We start from the raw sequence: 24,025 nt of genomic DNA on the forward strand, positions 1-24,025 counted from the left end.
GATGCTTCGCGGACTTTACGACTGGACCTTGTCGCTGGCGGCAAGGAAATCCGCCGAATGGTGGCTGGCCTTCATCGCTTTCGTCGAAAGCTCGGTGTTCCTGGTGCCGGCCGACGTGCTGTATCTGCCGATGGCGCTGTCGCGGCCGGATCGCGCCTATCGCTACGCGCTGGTCGCGACAGTGGCATCGGTGCTGGGCGGCATCGCCGGCTGGTTCATCGGCCATTACGCCTACGACGCCGTGGCAAAACCGATCCTCGAATTCTACGGCAAATATGACGAGTTCGAGCAATTACGCGTCTCGTCGGGCATCGGCTTCATCATCCTGATGCTGGTTACCTCCGGCCTTGCCCATCTGCCGCCGATCAAGGTTGTGACCATCCTGTCCGGCGTCATCGGCGTCAATCTGCTGCTGTTCATCGCCCTCGCGATCGTCGCCCGCGGCGCCCGTTTTCTATTTCTTGCCTGGCTGTTGCGCCGTTATGGCGAGCCGATCCGCGAGTTCATCGAAAAGCGACTTGGCATGATCGCGGGCGCCGGCGCCGCCGCCCTGATTTTGCTCTATATCGTGGTCAAATACGCATTCTGATGCATGTCGCCCAAATTGAGCAGCGGCCTGGACAACGACATGCATAGGCAGGCGGCGGCGCGGGCGCGAACCAGGACACAAGATCGATGACAGCGACCGTCAATCCCGATACCGGACGTCAACGTATGCGAGCGGCCTTGTTTCTCGCCGTCGCCATGGCCGCCACGGTCGGCTCGGCGTTGGCCTTCCAGTACATAGGCGGCTACATCCCCTGCCATCTCTGCCTGGAGCAGCGCACGCCCTACTATGTCGGCGTGCCGCTGATGCTGCTGGCGGTGCTGGCCTCGGTGCTCAGCGCCCCGGCGTGGTTGACGCGCGGCCTGCTGGCCGTCGGCGGCCTGCTGATGGTCTACGGCATTTATCTCGGCGTCTACCACTCGGGCGTCGAATGGGCATGGTGGCAGGGACCGGCCGACTGCACCGCGGGCGCCGGCCCTGTCGACACCGGCGGCAAGGGCGTGCTCGACGCGCTCGACAAATTTGTCCCGCCCTCCTGCGACAAGGCAGCACTTCGCATCCTCGGCCTGTCATTGGCCGGCTGGAACGCCATCGCCAGTTTTGTCCTTGCAGTGGTCGCTTTCCGCAGTGCGCTTGCCCGCGACTAAGCTGCAGAGCCGACGCAGAGTTCGTCCAGAAATTCGGCAGGCTGAGTCGGATGGCGCGGCTTTCGAGAACCGGAGCGGAGCGTACTTAAGTACGTGAGCACCGGCCTACGCCGGCCGTAGCCTTAACTACCACACCACGACCACTCATGAATGCTTCGGCCGGCGAAGGCCGGAAGCGCAGAAAGCTGCGTCAGCCGGCCAGCATGGCGGATTTCTGCCGAACTCTAAGGTTCCAGTTCGACATCCCAGTATAGATAATCCATCCAGCTCTCATGCAGATGGTTGGGCGGGAACAGGCGGCCGTTATTGTGCAAATCGTGCACCGTCGGCTGGAAGGGCTTCTGCAGCGGCCACATCTTGGCATGCGCCGGCATCATGCCGCCCTTCCTGAGGTTGCAGGGCGAGCAGGCGGCGACGACATTCTCCCACGTCGTCGCACCGCCGCGATGGCGGGGAATGACATGATCGAAGGTCAGGTCCTCCGGCGTGCCGCAATACTGGCACTGGAAACGGTCGCGCAGGAAGACGTTGAAGCGGGTGAAGGCGGGATGCCGCGAAGGCTTCACATAGGCCTTCAGGCTGACGACGCTCGGCAGCTTCATCGAGAAGGTCGGCGACGACACGGCATGCTCGTATTCGGCGACGATGTTCACCCGGTCGAGGAACACCGCCTTGATGGCGTCCTGCCACGACCAGAGCGACAGGGGGTAATAGCTGAGCGGACGGTAATCCGCATTCAGCACCAGTGCTGGAAGCCCATCCGGAGATACGGCAACCGTCACGTGTTGATCCTCCTTGGTTCCGCGCATGACCCCGAAAATCGAACGATTTTCGGAAAGGATCATGCGCAACTTCAAAAGCCCTACAGCGTCCTTTGCGCATCCAATCGGATGCGCGGCGCTGTAGCCGAACGGCGCGGATACTGTAAGCCCGACATGACAGGGATGTGAAGCGGATTGTCGCTCGCCCAAAGCGTCAAAAATGCATGATTTCAATGCTTTTTTGCGATTTCAGGCCGGAGGCGCGGCCTCCCTGCCCCTGGTTTCGCGATAGTAAGCCCAGAAAAGCCGTGATGCGACACCTCGCCACGGGCTCCATGATTCGGCGATCTGGATCAGCGTTTTCTCCGGCGGACGCGGGTCGATGCCGAGCGCGTGGCCGACTGCCGTTTGCAGCGCGACGTCACGCGCGGGGAAAACATCGGGATGGCCGGCGGCGAACAGCAGATAGACCTCCGCCGTCCATGGCCCGATTCCCGGCACGGCCGTCATCGCCGCGATCGCTTCGGGGACGTCGAGCGAACAGAGATGGTTGAGGTCGAGCCCGTCGGCCACGGCCTGGGCAACCGCGAGCAGGCCACGCTGCTTCGGTCGCGACAGCCCGGCCTCGCGAAAGACGTCCTCGCCGGCGGCGAGTATGGCCTGCGGCGTCAGCGGATCGACGAGCTTTGTCAGCCGCCCGAAAATGGCGTCGGCGCTGGCGCGCGACACCTGCTGCGAGACGATGATCGAGGCTAGGCTTCGAAATCCGGGCTGCGACAGCCGAAGCGGCACCTCGCCGGCCATGCCGCGCACTCTTTGCAGGCGCGGATCGATCAGGCAAAGCGCATCGAGTCCTCGCGCAATGTCGTCAAGATTGGCGATGCGTTGCATCAATGCTTGTTCCCGGGGCAAAGTGGTTGATGTAGCCAGGCACACGCTAGCAACCGGCGAAAGTGCCTGACAACCGACAAGCCGCCTTGAGAGATGACACTCCTGACATTCCGCTTCGCGCCGAGCCCGAATGGCGAACTGCATCTCGGCCACGCCTATACGGCGCTGCTCAACCAGCAAATGGCAAAAGCGGCCGGCGGGCGCCTGTTGCTGCGCATCGAGGACATCGACACGACACGCTGCACCCCTGAATTCGAGGCCGGCATCTACCGCGACCTGAAATGGCTCGGGCTTGGCTGGGAAGAGCCGGCGCGCCGCCAATCCGGGCATTTCGCGGACTATCGGGCGGTACTGGACCGGCTGATCGGGCAAGAGCTCGTCTATCCCGCCTTCATGAGCAGAGGCGAGATCAGGGCTTTTATTGCCGATAGTGAAAAGCGCGGCCGCAACTGGCCGCGCGACCCGGATGGCGTGCCGCTCTACCCCGCCGCCGACAAGGCGCTGTCTATGAAGGAGCGTAAGCGGCGAATTGCCGAGAATGCACCTTTCGCCTGGCGGCTGGACGTCGATGCCGCAATGGCGCATGTCGGCAAGGACCTGTCATGGGCCGAATTTGTCGACGAGACGCTTTCCGCGAAGCGACAAATCGAGGCCAGGCCGCGGGATTGGGGTGACGTGATCGTGGCGCGCCGCGACATCCCGACCAGCTATCATCTCGCCGTCGTCGTCGACGACGCGCTGCAAGACGTCAGCCATGTCGTGCGCGGCCAGGACCTTTATGCCGCGACCAGCATGCAGCGCCTGCTTCAGGAAGTGCTCGGCCTGCCGCCGCCGGCCTATTTCCACCATCGTCTCGTCCTTGGTCCGGATGGACGAAAACTGTCGAAGAGCCTTGGCGACAACGGCCTTGCCGCCCTGCGGGAGGCCGGCGCATCGCCGGACGATATCAGAAGATTGGTCGGGCTCTGATCTCCGAAGGGACGTGTGAGTTCGCCCTGAGCTCAATTCGAATGACGTATGGATCAATCGTTTCATTTTGCGCGTTGGGTCGAACCGCATTACAGCATCGCCACGGTCAAACCTCACCACGCGGCAGCCTCCGGACAATGCACAGTATCAAGCGGTTCATCCCCGCCTCTTTTGTCGTCCTGTGGGCGACAGGCTTCATCGGTGCGCGCTACGCCATGCCATGGGCGGAACCCTTCACCTTTCTCGCCGCGCGCTTCGTCCTGGCAGCCATCCTGCTGGTAGCCTTGATGGCGGCACTTGGTTCGAAGCGCGCCAGCCGTACGGAGGCACTGCACGCCACCGGCGCCGGCATCCTGATGCATGGCGTCTATCTCGGCGGCGTTTTCTGGGCGATCCACAGGGGCATGCCCGCCGGGCTGTCGGCCTTGATCGTCGGCCTGCAGCCGCTGATCACCGCCGTGCTCGCCGGCAAGTTCCTTGGCGAGGCCATCTTGCCGCGCCATTGGCTCGGTCTCGGCATCGGCCTGGTCGGGGTGATCATTGTGTTGTGGCCGAAGCTTGGCGCGATTGGCGGCGGAGTAACGCCTGAAACATTGGCTGCCTCGCTGGTCTCGGTGCTTGGCATGAGCGCCGGCACGATCTGGCAGAAGCGCTTTGCCTCCGGCGGCGATCTCGTGGCGGCCACCATGTGGCAATATGTCGGCGGCGCCTCGCTGATGGTCCTGGCCTCGCTGGCCTTCGAGACGCGCACGGTCACCGTCAATGGCGAGCTGATCTTTGCCATGGCATGGCTGGTGCTGGTGCTGTCGATCGGCGCCATCTTCCTTTTGATGCTGATGATCCGCGACGGCGAGATGTCGAAAGTCGCCTCGCTGTTCTACCTGGTGCCGGCCGTCACCGCGCTCATGGCCTGGGCGCTGTTCGGCGAGCATCTGAACCTTGTCCAGATCGTCGGCATGGCGATCACGACCTTCGGCGTCGGCCTAGCCACCGCCAGGCCAACCGCTCAGCCGACCCGCGCGCGCGCCTCGAGATAGCGGCTGATCGCGGCGTTGAGTTCGCCACCCAGGATGAAGATCGCCGAGACGATGTAGAGAAAGACGACAGCGATCATGATCGAGGCAAGGCCGGCATAGGTCGTCACATAGGACGAGAAATGGTCGAGATAAGTGGCGAAGATGGTTGAGCCGACCAGCCATGCGGCCAGTGTGAAGAGGATGCCCGGCACGATCGAGACGAAGCGGCGCTTGCCCGCCGGTAGCCAGAAATGCACCGCGAACAGCCCACCGACGATGACGGCGGAAGCGATGACGTAACGCCACAGCGTGATCGTCCCCATATAGGGCTTTATCCATTCGAAATTGGCCTCGGCCAGCCGCGCCAGCAAGGGCGCGAAGACCAGGAGCACGCTGATCGCCAGGAACCCTGCCGTGGCGATCAGCACGAAGGCGATGCTCTGCACCCGGCGGTAGATGATGCCGCGCGTTTCGGAGACGCGGTAGGCGCGGTTGAGTGAGGTGCGCAGCGCCTCGATGCCGTTGGAGGCGAAGAAAGCGGCGAGCACGACGCCATAGGTCAACAGATCGGTGCGCCGGACGGTAAGCACGTTGAGCACCTCGCGCGCGATCGGCTTGGCGATCTGCTCCGGCCAGGTGTCGAAGACGATATGCACGGCCGTGTCGGCGAAAGCCTGCGCCCCGAAAAAACTGGCCAGCGTCGTGGCGAAGATCAGGAACGGAAACAGCGCCATAAGCGCCGTGATCGCCAGATGGCTGGCCATCGCCCAGCCGTCGTCGGTGTTGAAATGGCCAAGCGCGTCATAGAGCACGCGGCGCAGGGCGACAATCTTCCGCAACAAGAACCACACCCCCTCGATTGTCTCGACGCCGCGAATATGGGAAGGGATTGCGGCAAATGGCAACCCTTGGTCGAACCACGAACTCCACAGCGGAAGCGTTGCGCACCATCATCGTCACCGGCGCCTCTTCCGGGATAGGCGCTTATTGCGCCCGGGCGCTGAAGGCGGACGGCTGGCGGGTGTTCGCGACGGCGCGCAAGCCTGAAGACATCGCCGCCCTCGAGACCGACGGCATCGAGGCCTTCTACCTCGACTACCGCGAAGCCGGGTCCATCGAGGCCCTGGTGGCGTCGGTGCTGGAGCGCACCGGCGGACAGCTCGATGCCCTGTTCAACAATGGCGCCTATGGACAGCCTGGCGCCGTCGAGGACCTGCCGGTTGCAGCGCTCAGGGAGCAATTCGAGGCCAATGTCTTCGGCTGGCATGACCTCACCCGCCGTGTCATGCCGGCAATGCGCCGTCAGGGACATGGCCGTCTCGTTCATTGCTCCTCGATCCTCGGCCTGACGCCGGTTCCCTTCCGGGGCGCCTATGCGGCATCCAAGCACGCGATCGAAGGATTGATGTTGTGCATGCATCAGGAGTTGCAGGGCAGCGGCATTCATGTCTCGCTGATCGAGCCGGGGCCCGTGACATCGAAGATCGCCAGCAATGGGCTCGTGTGGTTCCTCAGGAATATCGACTATGAGAATTCCGTCCACCGCCTCGCCTACAAGGCGCAACTGGAGCGGCTGCGGGCCGGCGGCAGCACGTCGCGCCTGAAGCCCGGTCCGGAAGTGGTTTATGTGGCCTTGCGCCATGCGCTTCTGTCGCGGCGCCCCCGCCCGCACTATGTGGTAACAGTGCCGGCCAGAATCGGCGTCATCCTCAAACGCATCCTGCCGGCATCGATGCTCTACCGCCTGCTTGCCAAACGCGCCTGAACGCAATCGAACTGGAACTCCACATGGCAACCGTCTTCAATGTCCTCGCCGTTCTCGTCATGGTCGCCGTGGTGATCGTGCTGGTTCGCGGCCTCATCAATATGATGCGCGGCGGCGACGGCGTGACCTCCAACAAGCTGATGCAGGCGCGCGTTCTGTTGCAGTTCGTGGCATTGGTGCTGATCATGCTGGCCGTCTGGTTCACCCGCAAATAAGGCGACCAGCGAGTTCGGGAGGCAGAGCGTGGTCAAGCTCAACAAGATCTACACCCGTACCGGCGACGACGGCACCACCGGCCTCGGCACCGGCGAACGGCGGCTGAAATCCGATCTGCGTGTCGATGCCTATGGTACCGTCGACGAGGCCAATGCCTGCATCGGCATGGCCCGCCTCCATACCGCAACGACGCATCCGTCGATCGATGCGATGCTTTCCCGCATCCAGAACGACCTTTTCGACCTCGGCGCCGATCTGGCGGTGCCTGACAGCGGCAAGCCGCTCGATTATGAGCCGCTGCGCATCACGGCCGCGCAGACCGACCGTGTCGAAAAGGACATCGATCTTCTCAACAAGGATCTTGAGCCGCTCAAATCCTTCGTGCTCAACGGCGGCACGCCGGCCGCAGCCGCCCTTCATCTCGCCCGCACGGTGGCGCGGCGTGCCGAGCGCAGCATGGTGGCGTTGGCCCAGAATCCGCGTGAGCACGTCAACCGCGAGGCCATCAAGTACATCAACCGTGTCTCGGACTTTCTGTTCGTCGCCGCGAGGGCGGTGAATGACAACGGAAATGCCGACGTGTTATGGGTTCCCGGCAAGAACCGCTGAATTTCGCCTGAGGCGGGAGGGGCTCGATGTTTATCCCGCTCTATGACACCAACAAGCTGCGGCACATCAAGCTGCAATACGTGACGATCGGCCTGATCGCGCTCAACACGCTCATCTACCTTGCCACCGCGCTTGCGGGCGAGAATTTCGCCAATGCCGCGGTGCTGGGCCTGGGCTTCATTCCTTCCGTCGTTCACGACAAGGTGGAACTGGCGCCGCAGTTTGTCGTCATCCCCGAGAGCCTGAGCTACCTGACCTATTCCTTCCTGCATGCCGATATTTTCCACCTCGGTGGCAACATGCTGTTCCTGTGGGTGTTCGGCGACAATGTCGAGGACGCGCTCGGCCATGTCAGGTACCTCATCTTCTACCTCCTTTGCGCCGTCGGCGGCGCCTTCTTCCAGGGCCTGGTCGCGTGGGACTCGCAGGTGCCGCTGATCGGCGCCTCGGGCGCCATCGCCGGCGTGGTCGCCGCCTACCTGATCCTCTATCCCAGGGTGAAAGTCTGGGTGCTGGCCTTTGCCCGTATTCCATTGCGGATCCCGGCCTTCATCCCGCTCATCTTGTGGATCCTCTTCCAGATCGTGATGTTCGCCGCCGGTGGCGAGGACCAGATTTCCTGGGCCTGCCATGTCGGCGGCATCATCACTGGGGCCGTGCTGGTGCTGATCTTGCGCAGACGCGGCGTGCCGCTGCTTGCCGCGGCGGATGAAGCGCCTGCGGCGGCGACCGATCCGGCGATCATTGCTCCAGAGCCTGCCGCCAGCGAGCCGCCAGCGGTTCGCTGGGGCCGTGCGTCGGCTCCGGACTGAACCGATTTGAGTGGCTAGAGCATGATCCCGAAAAGTTGCAGGCTTTTCGGACAAGATCATGCGAAAAAACAAAGACCTAGAGCAGGATGACTGGTCCGACTTCAACTCATCCTGCTCTAGCGCATATTGACGTGCAGGTTTGCCGCAACTACGGAAGCGCCATTGTCAGGCGTTTGGAGAGCAGAATTCCGTCCCGAATGTCGGCTTTCGACAACTCTGCGCAGGCGCAGGCTGTTATAGCGCGCAATTATCTCTAGAGAGGTGACAGGCAAATGAAGATCCTTGTGCCCGTGAAGCGGGTTGTGGATGCGAATGTGAAGGTTCGCGTCAAGGCTGACGGTTCGGCGGTGGAGCTCGCCAACGTCAAGATGGCGATGAACCCGTTCGACGAGATCGCGGTCGAGGAAGCGATCCGGCTGAAGGAAGCCGGCAAGGCCGAAGAGATCATCGTCGTCTCGATCGGACCGCAGCAGGCGCAGGAGACACTACGCACCGCACTCGCCATGGGCGCCGACCGCGCCATCCTGGTCAAGACCGACGAGCAGACCGAGCCGCTCGGCGTCGCCAAGGTGCTGAAGGGCGTCGTCGAAGCGGAACAGCCCGGCCTCGTCATTCTTGGCAAGCAGGCGATCGACGATGACTCGAACCAGACCGGCCAGATGCTGGCCGCACTGCTCGGCTGGGCTCAAGGGACATTCGCCTCCAAGGTCGTGCTCGATGGCGACAAGGCCAAGGTTACGCGCGAGGTCGATGGCGGACTGCAGACGGTGGAATTGAAGATGCCCGCGATCGTCACCGCCGACCTGCGCCTCAACCAGCCGCGCTATGCCTCGCTGCCCAACATCATGAAGGCCAAGAAAAAGCCGCTCGACGAGAAATCGCCCGCCGATTACGGCGCCGACGTCAAGCCGCGCCTGAAGGTGATCAAGACCGAGGAGCCGAGTGGCCGCAAGGCCGGCGTCAAGGTCAAGAGCGTCGCCGAACTGGTCGACAAGCTGAAGAACGAAGCCGGCGTGCTCTGAGATCGGAAGGAACAGATAAAATGACAATTCTCCTCATCGCCGAGCACGACAATGCGACGCTTTCCGACCAGACGGCCAAGGCGCTGTCGGCGGCGCTTCAGATCGGTTCGGACGTGCATGTGCTGGTGGCCGGCAAGGGCGCCAAGGGTGCCGCCGATGCCGCCGCCAAGCTCAAGGGCGTCAGCAAGGTGCTGCTCGCCGAGGCTGACGAGTTGAGCGAGCGCCTCGCCGAGCCGATGGCGGCGCTGGTTGTTTCTCTCGCTGGTTCCTATGACACCATCATCGCGCCGGCGACCTCGTCGGGCAAGAATGTCGCGCCGCGCGTGGCCGCACTGCTCGACGTCGCGCAAGTGTCCGAGATCATCGAAGTGGTCTCGCCCGACACCTTCAAGCGGCCGATCTATGCCGGCAACGCCATCCAGACGGTGCAGACGAGCGACGCCAAGAAGGTGATCACCGTGCGTACCGCCTCCTTCCAGGCAGCGCCCGAAGGCGGCTCGGCCGCGGTCGAGACCGTCAAGGCGGCAAGCAATCCCGGCCTGTCTTCCTTTGTCGAGAACAAGCTGTCGGAGACCGACCGTCCGGAACTGACCTCGGCCAAGATCATCATCTCGGGCGGCCGCGCGCTGGGTTCCTCGGAAAAATTCCAGGAGGTCATCCTGCCGGTGGCCGACAAGCTCGGCGCCGCCGTCGGCGCTTCCCGCGCGGCGGTTGACGCCGGCTATGCGCCCAACGACTGGCAGGTCGGCCAGACAGGCAAGGTCGTCGCTCCCGATCTCTACATCGCCGTCGGCATCTCCGGCGCCATCCAGCACCTTGCCGGCATGAAGGATTCCAAGGTCATCGTCGCCATCAACAAGGACGAGGAAGCTCCGATCTTCCAGGTTGCCGACTACGGCCTCGTCGGCGATCTCTTCGTCATCCTGCCGGAACTGCAAAAGGCGCTTTGACGCATTCTGCCAAAGCGTATTAAATTGTGAAGGGTGGGGTAGACGAAGCTGCCCCACCCTTTTAGTTTGCACCGCACAAAAAGCAGGCCGCAAAGGCCTTTTCGACGGGATCGGTGTAATGAGCAAGATCGAGACGATCGGCGTCATCGGGGCGGGCCAGATGGGCGGCGGCATAGCGCATGTGTCCGCGCTTTCTGGCTACAAGGTGCTGATCTACGATATTTCGCCCGACCGCATCGAAAAAGGCATCGCCACCGTCAGCGGCAACATGGCCCGCCAGGTCGGTTCCGGCAAACTGGAAGAGAAGCTGCGCAACGACGCCATGGCGCGCATTTCGGCAGCGCCCACCATGGCCGACCTTGCCGGCGCCGATCTGGTGATCGAAGCAGCGACCGAGGACGAGACGGTCAAGCGCAAGATCTATGCCCAGCTCTGTCCGCAGCTCAATCCCGAAGCCATCCTGGCGACGAACACCTCGTCGATCTCCATCACGCGTCTCGCCGCGCAGACCGACAGGCCTGAGCGTTTCATCGGCATCCATTTCATGAATCCGGTTCCGGTGATGAAGCTGGTCGAGCTGGTGCGCGGCATCGCCACCGAGGACCAGACCTTCGAGGCGGCCAAGGCCTATGTGAAGCAGCTCGACAAGACCATCACCGTCTCCGAGGATTTTCCGGCCTTCATCGTCAACCGCATCCTACTGCCGATGATCAACGAGGCGATCTACACGCTTTATGAAGGTGTCGGCTCGGTCGACGCCATCGACACCGCCATGAAACTCGGCGCCAACCATCCGATGGGGCCGCTGCAGCTTGCCGATTTCATCGGGCTGGACACCTGCCTGTCGATCATGCAGGTGCTGCATGACGGCTTGTCGGATTCGAAATACCGCCCCTGCCCGCTGCTGGTGAAATATGTCGAGGCCGGCTGGCTCGGCCGCAAGACCGGGCGCGGCTTCTACGACTATCGCGGCGAGCACCCCGTTCCGACCCGCTAGAGCGTCCATTTGGGCGCACAAGCACGCGCTTCTGTGTATACGAGTATCCAAGCGTCGTGCTTTCCAGAAGTCGAATTCGATTTCTCGTCGAAGCACTTACCGCGCGTTTTCTTGTTCCGATTGCGCGACTGTCGCTACCAGCGCACGAAAAGCCGTCCGCCGAGCGCGCCGAGCGCGGCAAGGGCGGTGATCGCGATCGAGTACCAGGTGGCGACGAAAAGCGGCGAATCGTCGAAGCAATGCGCCGCGTAGAAAGTCGCGGCCAGCCCGCCGGCGAGCAGGCCCGCGACCGCGCCGGCAAGCACCGGCCGCGTCGGCGCGCCGTAACGCAGCATCCATAGAAAGATGGCGAGCGGGCCGATGCCGATCAGCGGGATGAACGTCATGCAGACCATCATGTTGGTGCCGACCAGCCGCGTGCCCCAATCGGCCTCGGGCACGGCGAAAAGCTCCAGAACCACCGCAACCAGCACAAGCAGCGGCGCAGCGATCATCCATGCCGCCGCCTTGCCGGTCGACGCGCCGGGCGTCGACAGCGCCCGGATCAGGCCAAAAGCGGTGACGGCAAGCACGATGGTAAAGACGAATTTCGAAAGGAAGCGCATCGTGTGCATGGCTATCATGATGTCGAGACGTGGACCGATGGAGAGCCAGAAAACCGCCGCGGCGATCGCCGCTGCGGCAGCCGTGGCCAGCCACCAGGCCGAGCGCAGCGGCATCGCCTTGCTGCCGGCGTCAGCGTCCAATGCCTTGATGAGATCCTCGGTCCTCATGTCACCCGGCTCCGAACCGCTTGGCTATTGCGGCAAGCCCGCGGTGCAGCGACACCCGCACGGCCGTCTCGCTGATACCGAACTTCGCTGCCGTCTCGCCGATGGAGCGGCCTTCGACCGACACCGACGAAACCACTGAACGCTGCGCCGGCGGCAGGCCGTCCAGGGCCCGGTTGATGTCGCGCTCGCTGACCGTCTCGGCCTCCGGTTCGGCGAATGTCTCTGCGATCTCGTCGATTTCGATCTCGATGCGCCGCCCGCGCCGCCGGAAAGCGTCGATCAGCTTGAAACGCGCGATTGCATAGATCCATGGCAAGACAGGCGCATCCTGACGCCAGGTGTGCCGTTTCACATGAATGGCCAGCAAGGTTTCCTGCACGACATCCTCGGGGTCGACCCCGCCCTTTACGATCTTGCGCCTGACAAAGCCGCGAACGAGAGCGGCCGTCCGGTGCAGAAAGTCGGCATAGGCCCTTTCATCTCCTCCTATCGCAGCTCGCAATAGCCGGGAGAGTTCGGCTTCGTCCTTGCCGGTCACAAGAGTTCACTCCCCGATGTTCGCGCCTCGGCGCTGATTTGTTACGTGGCCGGCGAAATAATGTCCAAGCCAAAGTAGGGAGCGTCACGAAAGTTTGCAGCCTGCTCAGTGTTCGACAGTCAACGGATCAGACTTTCTCACCAAGCACGGCATTCCTGACAAATCTCAGGCCCTTCTTAACGATGAGCTTCCTACGTCTCTTCCCATACTCTCGCCGCAGACCCGCTAAAATCTCGGAATGCTTCTCATTGATCCCGGCAGGGCACGAAAGGTCATATGCATACCGCAGGGCCAAAAGGGCATCGGCGTGCATGCTGGCATAAGGCGTTGAATCATATGAATCGAAAGGTGTCGGCGGATAGCTCAGCACAGTCGGATTTGTATTGATCTCGAAGACCTGGATACGGCCATCCACGACCGTGTAGTCAATTCGGCCATATGTGATCGATGCTTTGTCGAAAATCGGCATCAGGCTCAATCTGTGCGGATTGTCGCGGACATAAGCGCGATGCTCCTCGACATGCTGCTCCGGAACACCTCGTCCCGGATCCTTGATGAACCAGTTCTGCTTGGCAAAACAATGTTGGGCATAGATGCGGCCGCCGATCCGGTAGGCGGAGTATTTTCGATAGTAGCCATCGAATCCAGGCTTCGAGCCGAACTCGACGATCATCGGCCGGACAAATCCCATGCCAGGCAAGCCTGCAAGGGCGTTGTCCAGTTCTCTATAGTTCTGCAGCAGTCGCGGCCTTTCGTAGGCCGCACCCGTCTCATCGCGGAGGAAGACGGGAAAGCGCGTGTCGTCCGGCAATGCCTCCGGCCGATAAACTCGGAAATCATTGATACCGTTCGCGAACAATTCGCGCAGCAGGTCGAAACGTTGGAGGCTTTCACGGGGATGATTGAGTTGAGCGACGTCCGGCTGCTCCAGCCGCATCTTGTGGCTGAGAGCGGACGCCGTTTCAATTTCGGCGACAGTCAGCCGATCCATATCGCTCCAGATCACCGTCCCCTTGGAAAGGGCGCTTAAAAGAGCCTTGTTTTCGTAGGGAACCAGCCGAAAAACTGCTTGGAGATCTGTGCGAAAATAGAGAAGCATAGTTGCCTGGGTATAGGCGTGCCGGCTATGGCAGACATAAAAAATCATAAGGATTAGCTGCCCACCCCGTGCGAAAGAGCACGACTAGCAAATAAAGGCGGCTTGTTCCATACCGGACTGTAGGGCGGAGACTTGCGATGACGAAGAAGATCCAGCTTCAACTGGTTTCCGAAGATGCGGTACCGCTGATGGCTGAGCTGGAAACCGCAGCCTGGGGCCCGCTCGGGGCCGGCCCGGACGTCATTCGTCGCCGCCTGTCGCTTGGGCACACGATGATCGCCGGCTCTGCAGGCTCTCTCGTCGCCGGCGCTATTTGTTTCGTCGAAACGAACCAGGACCCTCACGATACGGCAACTTTTCCCAAGACCTTTGCAGACTACTCTTCGATGGAAAGAAGCCAGCCACCGCTTTCGCTATACGTTTACAATCTCGGCCTGCGACCGGAGTTTCGCGGGACCGATCTGGTGCGTCGGCTGCTTTCGGAGATGCTTGAGCATGGTCGCCGGGTAGGAGCCCGCTGGGCCGTGGGCGATGGGCGATGCCCATCCTATGCGGGCGCGCAGGAAGATAGTCCAGACAAGGTCGTTATGGATCCAGGGTTCCGCGAAACCATCGGTGAATGGCACCGGACCGGTGTGATGCCTTCGGTAGATTCCATAGTCAGGGACCCATTGCTGCGGTTCTACCACAGAACCCTAAATTGCAAATTTCTGCATCTGGCCCCCGATTTCCTGCCGGAGGATGCAAGCTCTGGAGGCTACCGGGTCATCTTCGCGGTGGATGTCACCCGATGATCGGCGACGTTGAGCTTTTCGATCCTTTCGTTCTTGGCGACGATCCGTTCCCGGAGTTCGCTCGCCGCCGGGCGAATGGCGCAGCCGCCCGGGGCAAACCGCCCTATCCCGAGGCTGGCCAAGCCTACTATGTCTTCAGCCATGCACTGGTTTCGAAGGCACTGAAACATCCGTCGCTTTTGCAGGCGCCTCCCGGTGCTTATGAATCGGTTCGGCAAAAGATCACCCTTGATTTCGCGCTCGATCTCTTGACCAAATCCATGCTGCTTTCCGACCCGCCGGAACATATGCGGCTGCGCCGTCCGCTCGGCGGGTTGCTGGCGTCGTCCTCTATTGCCGGCCTGTTCGATAGGCTCCTGGCAACTGCATCGGAGTTGACGCGGAGATCCGCAAGCAAGCCGGAATTCGACGCGATTGGCGATCTGGCTGTCCCGCTGTCGTTCTCCGGGCTGGAACAGATCCTCGGGCTGAACATCGAGGACCCATGGTTGATCGGTGGCGATGCGCAACGCATGGCCACCGCATTGGAAATGAGGCTTGGTGGCATCGATCCGCAGGCCAATGATGCCTGCCGGCGGCTGCAGGATTGGGTGTCCTCGGCGATAGACAATGGGTCAGTGGTGCCGAATGGCATGACGGCGCAGATGCTGGCGGAAGTCGACGCCGGTCGCTGGCGGCGTGAAGACGCCGTTGCCAACGTCGTGTTTCTCCTTTTTGCGGGGCAGGCGACGGTCGTCGATACGTTCGGCAATGCGCTGATGGCGCTGGAGCGTTTCCCCGAACAGCGAAGACTGCTTGACGACGGACGCGTCAGCTGGTTGTCCGCCGCGGAAGAACTGCTGCGCTATTGCGCCCCGGTTCACTACGCCGGCGCGCGCATCGCCGCGGAGGACCTGGAGTTTGGGGGCATCGTCATTCAGGCCGGACAGGCTATCGTCCCGGTGCTTGCCAGCGCCAATCGCGACGCTTCGGTTTTCGTTGCCGGCGACCGATTGGATTTGCAGTCCAGCGTTCCTTCCACTCTTACTTTCGGCACCGGCCTGCATGTCTGCCTCGGTCAGCATCTCGCCCGGCTGGAACTTGCCGCCCTGCTGGAAGCCTTGTTCACCCATGCCGAGGGCTGGCGCCTTGATCTTCCAAGGGTTGGAAGGCGGCAATCGGTGCTGCTCTACGGCCTGCAAACGGCTCCTGTGATTTTGCCTAACACCGCATAAGCGCCCCAGCTGCCAGCGCACCTTTAGCCGCTCATTCCTTTCACACAGAGTTGTCCTTCGAAGGCGGGGCCTTTGCAGCCGGCGACCGATTGAAGCAGCCTCTCAATGTTGACTATTGTATTCAGGTATTGCTAGGTGCAGCTGTGCCAATTCAGAGACCATCGAGAGCGAGGACGACGCCCATGAAATCTGCCCTTTCCACCCTTGCCGGCGCCGCGCTGGCAATCGGCCTGATCATAGGCGCGGCAGTGGCCGAGGAAGACGGCATCGTCGTCTACAACGCCCAGCATGAAAGCCTGGCCAAGGAATGGGCCGAGGGCTTCACCAAGGAAACCGGCATCAAGGTCACGCTACGCAATGGCGGCGACAGCGATTTCTCCAACCAGATCGTTGCCGAAGGCGCCGCCTCGCCGGCCGATGTGTTCCTGACCGAAAATTCCCCGGCCATGGCTCTGGTCGAGGCATCGGGCCTGTTCGCGCCCGTCGATGCCGACACGCTGGCGCAGGTTCCCAAGGAATACCAGCCGACCACCGGCAAATGGGTCGGCGTTGCCGCGCGCAGCACCGTCTTTGCCTACAACAAGACCAAGCTCAGCGCCGACCAGTTGCCCAAGTCGCTGCTCGATCTTGCCGATCCGAGCTGGAAGGGCCGTTGGGCCGCATCCCCCTCCGGCGCCGACTTCCAGGCGATCGTCAGCGCGCTCTTGCAGCTCAAGGGCGAGGCCGCCACGACCGACTGGCTGAAGGCGATGAAAGAGAATTTCACCGCCTACAAGGGCAATGGCACGGTGATGAAGGCGGTCAATGCCGGCGAGATCGAAGGCGGCGTGATCTACCACTATTACTATTTCGGCGATCAGGCCAAGACCGGCGAGAACAGCAAGAACGTCGCGCTGCACTATTTCAAGAGCCAGGACCCCGGCGCTTTCGTCTCGATTTCGGGGGGTGGCGTGCTGGCCTCCAGCAAGCACCCGAAGGAAGCCCAGGCGTTCCTGAAATGGGTGACCGGCAAGGGCGGCCAGGAGGTGCTGAAGACCGGCACTTCCTATGAGTACGCTGTCGGCAAGGGCGCGGAGTCCAACCCCAAGCTGGTGCCGCTGGCCGATCTGCAAGCGCCGAAGGTCGATCCGGCGACGCTGAATTCCAGGAAGGTGACCGATCTGATGACGGCAGCCGGCTTGCTTTAGCCCGCATTCGTCCTAAAAGAGCAACCGACTGCGCTCCTGCGGGAATTCGCTTTCCGCGGGAGCGCTCTGTTTTCGAGATGGCATTCGTCCCCATGACGACCAGCATGACGGCAGACTGCATTTCCGGCCGCGTTCGCGGTTCCTTCAACCGTTGCCGCCGGCGGGCGGCGGCATGGCGTCCGGCCTGATGCAGTCAGCGGCCGATCTTGCCCGCCCAGGCCTGGCTGCCGGCCGGTCGGCCCGGCTTCGGTCCCCATCCTGGATCTTGCTCGCCGCAATCCTCGTCTCGCTGTTTGCGCTGCTGCCGCTTGCCTTCATCTTATGGGTCGCGGTGCAGACCGGCTGGGAAACCGTATCGACGCTGGTCTTCCGGCCGCGTGTTGGCGAGCTTCTGGTCAACACCGTGCTTTTGGTGGTGCTGGCCATTCCGATCTCGATCGTGCTTTCGGTGGCGCTGGCCTGGCTGACCGAACGCTCGGACCTGCCCGGCGCCCGCCTCTGGGCCTGGCTATCGGTGGCGCCGCTGGCCATTCCAGCCTTCGTCCACTCCTATGCCTGGATCACCCTGGTGCCTGGACTGCACGGCCTGTGGGCCGGCGTTCTGGTTTCGGTCATCGCCTATTTCCCGTTCCTCTATCTGCCGGTGGCGGCGGCGCTGCGCCGGCTCGACCCCGCCCTCGAAGACGCCGCCGCGGCGCTCGGTCTCGGTCCGTGGCGCGTGTTCGCCCGCGTGGTGCTGCCGCAGCTCAGGCTTGCCATCTGCGGCGGTTCGCTGCTGGTCGGCCTGCATCTGCTTGCCGAATACGGCCTCTACGTCTTCATCCGCTTCGACACCTTCACCACGGCGATCGTCGACCAGTTCCAGTCGACCTTCAACGGTCCCGCCGCCAACATGCTGGCCGCCGTGCTGGTGACCTGCTGCTTCGTCCTGCTTGGGCTGGAAGTGCTGGTGCGCGGCGAGGAGCGCTACGCCCGCGTCGGCTCCGGCGCCGCACGCCAGCAGCAGCGCACCGGGCTCGGCCGTGCCACGCTCCCTTGCCTGGCTCTGCCTGCCGTCACCGCGCTGCTGGCGCTTGGCGTGCCGTTTATCACCATCGGTCGCTGGCTGATCGCCGGCGGCGCCGATGTCTGGCGCCTCGACGAGATCGGCCTGGCGCTCGGCCAGACCCTGTTCCTGGCGCTCGCCGGCGCCTTGCTTGCCACCCTCGCCGCCATGCCGATGGCCTGGATCTCGATCCGCGCGCCGGGACCGCTGCAGCGTCTATTGGAGGGCTGCAACTACATCGTCGGTTCGCTACCCGGCGTGGTCGTGGCGCTGGCGCTGGTCACCATCACCGTGCGCATCGCCCTGCCGCTCTACCAGACCTTGTTCACCATCCTTGTCGCCTATGCGCTGATGTTCCTGCCGCGCGCCCTGATCAGCCTCAGGGCGTCGATCGCGCAGGCGCCGGTCGAGCTCGAACGCGCCGCCTCCAGCCTCGGCCGGCCGCCGCTCAAGGCGCTGTGGTCGACGACGATCCGCCTGTCGGCGCCGGGCGCGGCGGCGGGCATGGCGCTGGTGGCGCTCGGCATCATGAACGAACTGACCGCCACGCAGATGCTGGCGCCGAACGGCACCCGCACGCTGGCGATGGCGTTCTGGTCCTACAGCGGCGAGATCGACTATGCGGCGGCCGCACCCTATGCCTTCATCATGGTGGCGATGTCGCTGCCGCTGACCTGGCTGCTCTATGTCCAGTCGAAGCGAATGGCCGGACGATGAGCTTTCTCGAACTCACCGACGTGCACAAGCGCTACGGTTCGGTAGCGGCACTGGCCGGCGTCGACCTCAGCGTGGCCAGCGGCAGCCGCACGGCGATCGTCGGGCCGTCCGGCTGCGGCAAGACGACCTTGCTCCGTCTGATCGCCGGTTTCGAGGCGCCAGACCAAGGCCGCATCGTGCTCGACGGCGAGGTGCTGGCCAATGGCGGCGCTGCCGTGCCGGCATATCGCCGCGGCATCGGCGTGGTGGCGCAGGACGGCGCCCTGTTTCCGCATCTGAGCATCGCCGACAATATCGGCTTCGGCATGGCGCGCGGCGAGGACAAGCGCAGCGAACGCATCGTCGAACTCGCCTATATCGTCGGCCTGGACAAGGCGATCCTGAAGCGACGGCCGCACGAGCTCTCCGGCGGTCAGCAGCAGCGCGTGGCGCTGGCCCGCGCCATGGCGATGAAGCCACGGCTGATGCTGCTCGACGAGCCGTTCTCGGCGCTTGACACCGGCCTGCGCGCCTCGATGCGCAAGGCGGTCGCCGAGCTTCTGGAGGCGGCCGGCATCACCACCATCCTGGTCACCCACGACCAGGCCGAAGCGCTGTCCTTCGCCAGCCAGGTCGCTGTGATGCGCGACGGCCTGTTCTCGCAGGTCGGCACACCACGCGAGCTCTATCTCCAGCCGAAAGACCGCATGATTGCCGAATTCCTTGGCGACGCCATCATCTTGCCGGCGAAGATCGCCGATGGCTTCGCCAGCTCGCCGCTCGGCCGCATCGCCGTCGACACCAGGGAACGGCGCGACGTCGCCCGCATCATGCTGCGGCCGGAACAGGTGCTGTTGAAACGAACGTCGCGCGAAGGCATGTCGGGCACGCCGGAGATGCTGTTCGGCGAGGTGACGGAATCCGAATTCGCCGGCTCCATGTGCACTATCGCTGTGCGGCTGCTGAACAGTCCCGATCCGCCCGACGCCGCCGCGATCGGCAACACGCCGTTGATCCTGCGCAAGCCAGGCATGGACACGCCTGTCGTCGGCGAGATCGTGCGGCTGACCGTGTCCGGCAAGGCGCATGTATTCGCCTGAACGCTCTTGCGTCTCTCGCAGCTCGCTGGTCAGGACGATAGGCTGGCTTCAATCGACCCGTTTACCAGCCCGATCGAACCAGTGCAGCTTTTCGGACTTGGCCACGACGCGCAACTGGTCGCCGGGTTTGGCGGTGGCGCGACCTGAGACGCGCACGACGATACGGCTGCCGCCTGCCGAGCAGTGAAGAAAGCTTTCGGCGCCCACTGGTTCGACCGCCTCGACTGTCGCCGGCAAAACGAGCGCTCTGGGCGGCGCCTCCGCATTAAAGGTGACATCGGCATCTTCCGGGCGAAAACCGAGTGTCGCGGCGTTTGTTGCGGGAGGTGCCAAGCCGATCGCCGTACCGTCGGCCAATATTGGCCCCGAGGAACCTCCAGCCAGCGCCAGAAGATTCATCGGCGGCGCGCCTATGAAGGAGGCGACGAAGGTCGAGGCCGGTTTCTCGTAGATATCGAGCGGAGCGCCCATCTGCTCGACCAGTCCGCCATTCATCACGACGAGGATATCGGCCAACGTCATCGCCTCGAGTTGGTCATGCGTCACGTAAACAGAAGTAACGCCGAGCGTGCGCTGCAGATTCTTTATCTCGACCCGCATCTGGCCGCGCAATTTGGCGTCAAGGTTGGAAAGTGGTTCGTCGAACAGGAAGACCTTCGGATTGCGCACAATCGCGCGGCCCATGGCGACACGCTGGCGCTGACCGCCAGACAGCTCGCGCGGGCGGCGGTCGAGCAGCGCCGAAAGCTCCAGCACCTTGGCCGTCGAGCGCACCCTGCTGTCGATCTCGGCCTTCGGCGTGCCACGGTTACGCAGCCCATAGGCCATGTTGTCGTAGACCTTCATATGCGGGTAGAGGGCGTAGTTCTGGAACACCATGGCGATGTCGCGCTCGGTCGGACCGATTGTGTTGACCACCTTGCCGTCGATGGCGACCGTGCCGGCGGAAATGGTCTCCAGCCCGGCGATCATTCTGAGAAGGGTGGACTTGCCGCAGCCGGATGGACCGACCAGCACGCAGAGCTCTTTATCGGGAATGGCGATGGAGACGCCCTTCACCGCTTCGACCCCGCCGGGATAGACCTTCTTCACATCCTTCAGATCGACGGTAGCCATCAGCCTCTCACTTTTCGGAATCGACCAGGCCGCGCACGAACCAGCGCTGCATCAGCACCACCACCAGGATCGGCGGCACGATGGCCAGCATCGCCGTGACCATGACCAGATGCCATTGGGTGTCGGCATCGGCGAAGGACACCATCTTTCTCAGGGCGATGACGATGGTGTTCATGTCGTTGCTGTTGGTGACGAGCAACGGCCACAGATACTGCGTCCAGCCATAGATGAAGAGGATGACGAACAGCGCCGCGATGTTGGTGCGCGACAGCGGCAGGAGAATATCGAAGAAGAACCGCCAGGGCCCGGCGCCGTCAATCCGCGCCGCTTCGACCAGTTCACCCGGAATGGTCATGAAGAACTGGCGGAACAGCAGCGTTGCGGTGGCCGAGGCGATCAACGGGATGATCAGGCCCGCATAGGTGTCGATCATGCCGAGATCGACCATCACCTTGTAAGTCGGCAGGATGCGCACCTCCACGGGCAGCATCAAGGTGATGAAGATCAGCCAGAAGAAGGTCATGCGCAGGGGAAAGCGGAAGAACACGATCGCGTATGCCGACAGGATCGAGATGAAGATTTTTCCCACCGCCACGCCGAGCGCCATGATCGTGGTGTTGAGGAGCAGCCTGCCGACGCTGACACCGCCGATGCGACCAATGCCGCCGAACAGCGCCTCGCTGTAGTTGTTCCAGAGCTGGTCGCCGGGCAAGAGCGGCAGCGGCGGCCTGAGGATCGTTTGCAGCGTGTGTGTCGATGCCACGAACGTGTAGTAGATCGGAAAAGCCACGATCAATATGCCAAGGATGAGCACGGCATGGGCGATGAAGGTGCGGAGCGGGGACTGGCCGATCATCGCTGCCCTCAGCCGTAATGCACTTTGCGTTCCACGTAGCGGAACTGGATGGCGGTAAGCGCAATGACGATGGCCATCAGGATGACCGACTGCGCTGCTGAATCGCCGAGGATCAGATTGACGAAACCATCGTTGTAGACCTTGTAGACCAGCGTCTCGGTCGCCTTGCCCGGCCCGCCGCCGGTGACAGCATGGACGATGCCGAACGTGTCGAACAGGGCATAGACGGTGTTGACGACCAGCAGGAAAAAGGTCGTCGGCGCAAGCAGGGGGAAGACGATCGTCCAGAAGCGCTTGGTGTCGCGGGCGCCGTCCATGGCCGCCGCCTCGATCAGCGTTTTCGGCACCGCCTGCAGGCCGGCGACGAAGAACAGGAAATTGTAGCTGATCTGCTTCCAGGCCGCGGCCGACACCAGCAGGATCATGGCGTGGGTGCCGTTGAGCAGGGGGTCCCAGGCAATACCGAGATTTCTCAGCAAATAGGCCAGCGAGCCGATCGACGGATTGAACAGGAACAGCCAAAGCATGCCGGCAATAGCCGCGGCTACCGCGTAAGGCCAGATCATCAGCGTCCGATAGAGACCTTTGCCGCGCACCACTTTCTCCGCCATCACGGCAAGCAGCAGCGCCACGCCCATGGCGACGATCGCGGTCGCAAGCGAAAAAACCACCGTGACCTTGATCGAGTTGAGATATGCCGGGTCGGCCAGCACCTTCCGGAAATTGGCGAACCAGACGAACTTGGTCCTTAGCCCGAACGGATCTTGCCTGAGCATCGACTGGTAAACCGCCTGACCGGCCGGCCAGTAGAAGAAAACCAGTGTTATGGCGAGTTGTGGCGCCACCAGCAAGTAGGGCAGGATCTTGTTGGGAAAGACGACGCGTGGAGACAGGGCTGATTTCCCTCGCTATTCAGAAGTTACCCACGCGAGCTCGCGTGGGCGTTATTGCAACCGACTGACCGAGATAAACCTCGTCAGTTCTCGAGCGCTTCCTTGATCGCCGCGTCGCCGCGTGTGACAGCATTGTCAAGCGCCTGCTGAGCGGTTTGCTGACCGGCCAGCATCTTTTCGAACTCCTCGTTCTGGATATCGCGCACCTGCGGCAGATTCGGCAGGCGCACGCCCTTCGAGTTGTCGGTCGGCGCCTTGCCCGTCATTTGCAGAATGGGTGTCTCGCGGCCGGGGTTCTTGTCATAGAACCCTGATTTTTTGGTCGCCTCGTATGCAGCGAGCGTCACCGGCAGATAACCCGACTTCTGGTGCAGATATTCCTGCACATCTGTCTTGGACAGATAGGCGAAGAAGGCCGCGACGCCCTTGTATTCCTCGTCCGACTTGTTGCCGAACACCCAGAGGCTGGCACCGCCCGGGGTTGTGTTCTGCGGTGCGCCCTTGGCATCGGTATCATAGGGAAGCTGGCCGATACCATAGTTCATGCCGGACTTGACGATGTCGCCAAGGCCGCCCGACGATTCGGTGAAGATGCCGCATTCGCCGGCAAGGAATATCTGCTTGGCTTCGGAGGTGCGCCCGCCATATTTGAACGTACCATCCTTGGCGAGGTCTGCCAGCGCCTGGAAATGGTTGACGAAAATCGGCGCGTTTATCTTGAGCTCGACATCACCGCCGGCCAGGCCGTTCTGCTGTGTGGCCCACGGCACATCGTTCCAAGCCGCAAAATTCTCCAGATGAATCCAGGTCAGCCAGGTCGAGGTGTAGCCGCAAGGGGCCGCGCCGCTCGTCTTGATCTTCTTGGCGGCATCCCAAACCTCGTTCCAGGTCTTGGGCGGATTGTTCACGTCGAGACCCGCCTTTTGGAAGATGTCCTTGTTGTAGTACAGGATCGGGGAGGAAGAGTTGTAAGGGAAGGACAGCATGGTGCCGTCCGGCTTCGAATAATAGCCGACGATGCCGGGTAGATACTGGCTCTTGTCGAAGGTCATCCCAGCACCTGTCATCACATCGGCCACCGGCTTGATCGCGCCCTCGGCCGCCATCATCACGCCGGTGCCGACATCGAACACCTGCAGGATATCGGGCGCCTGTCCGGCACGGAACGCGGCGATGCCGGCATTCAGCGTCTCGGGATAGGTGCCCTTGAACACCGGAACGAGCTCATACTCGCTCTGGCTCGCATTGAAATCCTTGGAGATCTTGTCGACGACCTCGGCGTTGGCGCCGGTCATGGCATGCCACCAGCTTATCTGCGTGACCGCAAAGGCGGATGTGGTGGAAAGCAAGGTCAATGTGGCGGCAACACTGGCCGCGAAGCCGAACAACTTCATGTTTCATCTCCCGTTTGTCATTGGCGAAAGGGGCACTCCCGCAGAGGCAATATGTGGCGCTTGTGACAATCGGACAACGGTTTTGTTGCGGATCGATGAACTTCATCTCCGTCCGAGG

26 protein-coding genes are annotated in these 24,025 nt (G+C 62.4%); 16 read left to right on the top strand and 10 right to left on the bottom strand.

Annotation, left to right across the window (positions count from 1 at the left end):
• Position 1: 1 nt before the first annotated feature.
• Positions 2-589, top strand: a complete 588-nt coding sequence (locus AC0L2H_RS24750; protein ID WP_473592708.1) for a YqaA family protein — start codon at positions 2-4, stop codon at positions 587-589.
• Between the two features lie 86 nt (positions 590-675).
• Positions 676-1,194, top strand: coding sequence for a disulfide bond formation protein B (locus tag AC0L2H_RS24755; RefSeq protein ID WP_473592709.1), 519 nt, complete (start codon positions 676-678; stop codon positions 1,192-1,194).
• 224 nt (positions 1,195-1,418) lie between these two features.
• On the opposite strand, the gene AC0L2H_RS24760 is transcribed toward AC0L2H_RS24755, so the two are convergent.
• Positions 1,419-1,976 (bottom strand): HNH endonuclease, encoded by a 558-nt coding sequence (locus AC0L2H_RS24760; protein WP_006328497.1) that lies wholly within the window; start codon positions 1,974-1,976, stop codon positions 1,419-1,421.
• Between the two features lie 228 nt (positions 1,977-2,204).
• The gene (locus tag AC0L2H_RS24765; protein ID WP_473592782.1) at positions 2,205-2,846 is read right to left on the bottom strand and encodes a DNA-3-methyladenine glycosylase family protein; all 642 of its coding nucleotides are present in this window, start codon (positions 2,844-2,846) and stop codon (positions 2,205-2,207) included.
• 93 nt (positions 2,847-2,939) lie between these two features.
• Here AC0L2H_RS24765 and gluQRS point away from each other — a divergent pair, with 93 nt between their 5' ends.
• Together gluQRS and AC0L2H_RS24775 are read left to right on the top strand one after the other, a co-directional pair.
• Positions 2,940-3,815: a tRNA glutamyl-Q(34) synthetase GluQRS gene (gluQRS, locus tag AC0L2H_RS24770; RefSeq protein ID WP_473592711.1), complete on the top strand. Its 876-nt coding sequence runs from the start codon at positions 2,940-2,942 to the stop codon at positions 3,813-3,815.
• Between the two features lie 137 nt (positions 3,816-3,952).
• Positions 3,953-4,852, top strand: coding sequence for a DMT family transporter (locus AC0L2H_RS24775; protein ID WP_473592713.1), 900 nt, complete (start codon positions 3,953-3,955; stop codon positions 4,850-4,852).
• Here the strand turns inward: AC0L2H_RS24775 and AC0L2H_RS24780 are convergent.
• Positions 4,822-5,673, bottom strand: a complete 852-nt coding sequence (locus AC0L2H_RS24780) for a YihY/virulence factor BrkB family protein (protein WP_473592714.1) — start codon at positions 5,671-5,673, stop codon at positions 4,822-4,824. The two genes, AC0L2H_RS24775 and AC0L2H_RS24780, sit on opposite strands and share 31 nt — an antisense overlap.
• A 56-nt stretch (positions 5,674-5,729) precedes the next feature.
• Between AC0L2H_RS24780 and AC0L2H_RS24785 the strand changes: the two genes are divergently transcribed.
• From AC0L2H_RS24785 to AC0L2H_RS24815, 7 genes are all read left to right on the top strand, one after another.
• Positions 5,730-6,596, top strand: a complete 867-nt coding sequence (locus AC0L2H_RS24785; RefSeq protein WP_473592715.1) for an SDR family oxidoreductase — start codon at positions 5,730-5,732, stop codon at positions 6,594-6,596.
• A 23-nt stretch (positions 6,597-6,619) separates the two neighbouring features.
• Positions 6,620-6,811 (top strand): twin transmembrane helix small protein, encoded by a 192-nt coding sequence (locus AC0L2H_RS24790; RefSeq protein WP_097573703.1) that lies wholly within the window; start codon positions 6,620-6,622, stop codon positions 6,809-6,811.
• Between the two features lie 28 nt (positions 6,812-6,839).
• Complete coding sequence (locus AC0L2H_RS24795) at positions 6,840-7,421, top strand: cob(I)yrinic acid a,c-diamide adenosyltransferase (RefSeq protein ID WP_473592717.1); 582 nt, start codon at positions 6,840-6,842, stop codon at positions 7,419-7,421.
• 26 nt (positions 7,422-7,447) lie between these two features.
• A complete protein-coding gene (locus AC0L2H_RS24800) occupies positions 7,448-8,233 on the top strand; it encodes a rhomboid family intramembrane serine protease (protein ID WP_473592718.1) in 786 nt (261 codons plus the stop codon).
• Between the two features lie 272 nt (positions 8,234-8,505).
• The gene (locus AC0L2H_RS24805) at positions 8,506-9,255 is read left to right on the top strand and encodes an electron transfer flavoprotein subunit beta/FixA family protein (protein WP_013892836.1); all 750 of its coding nucleotides are present in this window, start codon (positions 8,506-8,508) and stop codon (positions 9,253-9,255) included.
• A 20-nt stretch (positions 9,256-9,275) separates the two neighbouring features.
• Positions 9,276-10,205: an electron transfer flavoprotein subunit alpha/FixB family protein gene (locus AC0L2H_RS24810; RefSeq protein ID WP_473592720.1), complete on the top strand. Its 930-nt coding sequence runs from the start codon at positions 9,276-9,278 to the stop codon at positions 10,203-10,205.
• 118 nt (positions 10,206-10,323) lie between these two features.
• Positions 10,324-11,202 carry a 3-hydroxybutyryl-CoA dehydrogenase gene (locus AC0L2H_RS24815; protein ID WP_473592722.1) on the top strand — a complete coding sequence of 293 codons (879 nt, stop codon included), beginning with the start codon at positions 10,324-10,326 and terminating at the stop codon, positions 11,200-11,202.
• Between the two features lie 134 nt (positions 11,203-11,336).
• On the opposite strand, the gene AC0L2H_RS24820 is transcribed toward AC0L2H_RS24815, so the two are convergent.
• The 3 genes from AC0L2H_RS24820 to AC0L2H_RS24830 form a co-directional block, all read right to left on the bottom strand.
• A complete protein-coding gene (locus AC0L2H_RS24820) occupies positions 11,337-11,975 on the bottom strand; it encodes an NrsF family protein (RefSeq protein WP_473592723.1) in 639 nt (212 codons plus the stop codon).
• A gap of 1 nt (position 11,976) precedes the next feature.
• Positions 11,977-12,513 (bottom strand): sigma-70 family RNA polymerase sigma factor, encoded by a 537-nt coding sequence (locus tag AC0L2H_RS24825; RefSeq protein WP_473592725.1) that lies wholly within the window; start codon positions 12,511-12,513, stop codon positions 11,977-11,979.
• 127 nt (positions 12,514-12,640) lie between these two features.
• Positions 12,641-13,660 carry a hypothetical protein gene (locus AC0L2H_RS24830; RefSeq protein WP_473592726.1) on the bottom strand — a complete coding sequence of 340 codons (1,020 nt, stop codon included), beginning with the start codon at positions 13,658-13,660 and terminating at the stop codon, positions 12,641-12,643.
• A gap of 89 nt (positions 13,661-13,749) precedes the next feature.
• Between AC0L2H_RS24830 and AC0L2H_RS24835 the strand changes: the two genes are divergently transcribed.
• The 5 genes from AC0L2H_RS24835 to AC0L2H_RS24855 all read left to right on the top strand — a co-directional run bounded on the left by AC0L2H_RS24835 (position 13,750) and on the right by AC0L2H_RS24855 (position 19,648).
• The gene (locus AC0L2H_RS24835; RefSeq protein ID WP_473592728.1) at positions 13,750-14,406 is read left to right on the top strand and encodes an N-acetyltransferase; all 657 of its coding nucleotides are present in this window, start codon (positions 13,750-13,752) and stop codon (positions 14,404-14,406) included.
• Entirely contained in the window at positions 14,403-15,620 is a 1,218-nt protein-coding gene (locus AC0L2H_RS24840; protein ID WP_473592730.1) for a cytochrome P450, read from the top strand. Before AC0L2H_RS24835 ends, AC0L2H_RS24840 begins: the two co-directional genes overlap by 4 nt.
• A 182-nt stretch (positions 15,621-15,802) precedes the next feature.
• Complete coding sequence (locus AC0L2H_RS24845; RefSeq protein WP_473592731.1) at positions 15,803-16,807, top strand: iron ABC transporter substrate-binding protein; 1,005 nt, start codon at positions 15,803-15,805, stop codon at positions 16,805-16,807.
• A 187-nt stretch (positions 16,808-16,994) separates the two neighbouring features.
• Positions 16,995-18,569, top strand: a complete 1,575-nt coding sequence (locus AC0L2H_RS24850) for an ABC transporter permease (RefSeq protein ID WP_473592783.1) — start codon at positions 16,995-16,997, stop codon at positions 18,567-18,569.
• Entirely contained in the window at positions 18,566-19,648 is a 1,083-nt protein-coding gene (locus tag AC0L2H_RS24855) for an ABC transporter ATP-binding protein (protein ID WP_473592732.1), read from the top strand. Before AC0L2H_RS24850 ends, AC0L2H_RS24855 begins: the two co-directional genes overlap by 4 nt.
• A gap of 48 nt (positions 19,649-19,696) precedes the next feature.
• Here AC0L2H_RS24855 and AC0L2H_RS24860 read toward each other — a convergent pair whose 3' ends face one another.
• The 4 genes from AC0L2H_RS24860 to ugpB form a co-directional block, all read right to left on the bottom strand.
• Positions 19,697-20,764 (bottom strand): sn-glycerol-3-phosphate import ATP-binding protein UgpC, encoded by a 1,068-nt coding sequence (locus tag AC0L2H_RS24860; protein ID WP_473592734.1) that lies wholly within the window; start codon positions 20,762-20,764, stop codon positions 19,697-19,699.
• Positions 20,765-20,771: 7 nt separating this feature from the next.
• Positions 20,772-21,620: a sn-glycerol-3-phosphate ABC transporter permease UgpE gene (ugpE, locus tag AC0L2H_RS24865; protein WP_097573673.1), complete on the bottom strand. Its 849-nt coding sequence runs from the start codon at positions 21,618-21,620 to the stop codon at positions 20,772-20,774.
• A gap of 8 nt (positions 21,621-21,628) precedes the next feature.
• Positions 21,629-22,513, bottom strand: coding sequence for a sn-glycerol-3-phosphate ABC transporter permease UgpA (gene ugpA / locus AC0L2H_RS24870; RefSeq protein ID WP_473592784.1), 885 nt, complete (start codon positions 22,511-22,513; stop codon positions 21,629-21,631).
• Positions 22,514-22,596: 83 nt separating this feature from the next.
• The gene (gene ugpB, locus AC0L2H_RS24875) at positions 22,597-23,907 is read right to left on the bottom strand and encodes a sn-glycerol-3-phosphate ABC transporter substrate-binding protein UgpB (protein ID WP_473592736.1); all 1,311 of its coding nucleotides are present in this window, start codon (positions 23,905-23,907) and stop codon (positions 22,597-22,599) included.
• Positions 23,908-24,025: the final 118 nt, after the last annotated feature.

The sequence above is a fragment of the Mesorhizobium sp. WSM4871 genome, from assembly GCF_055811295.1.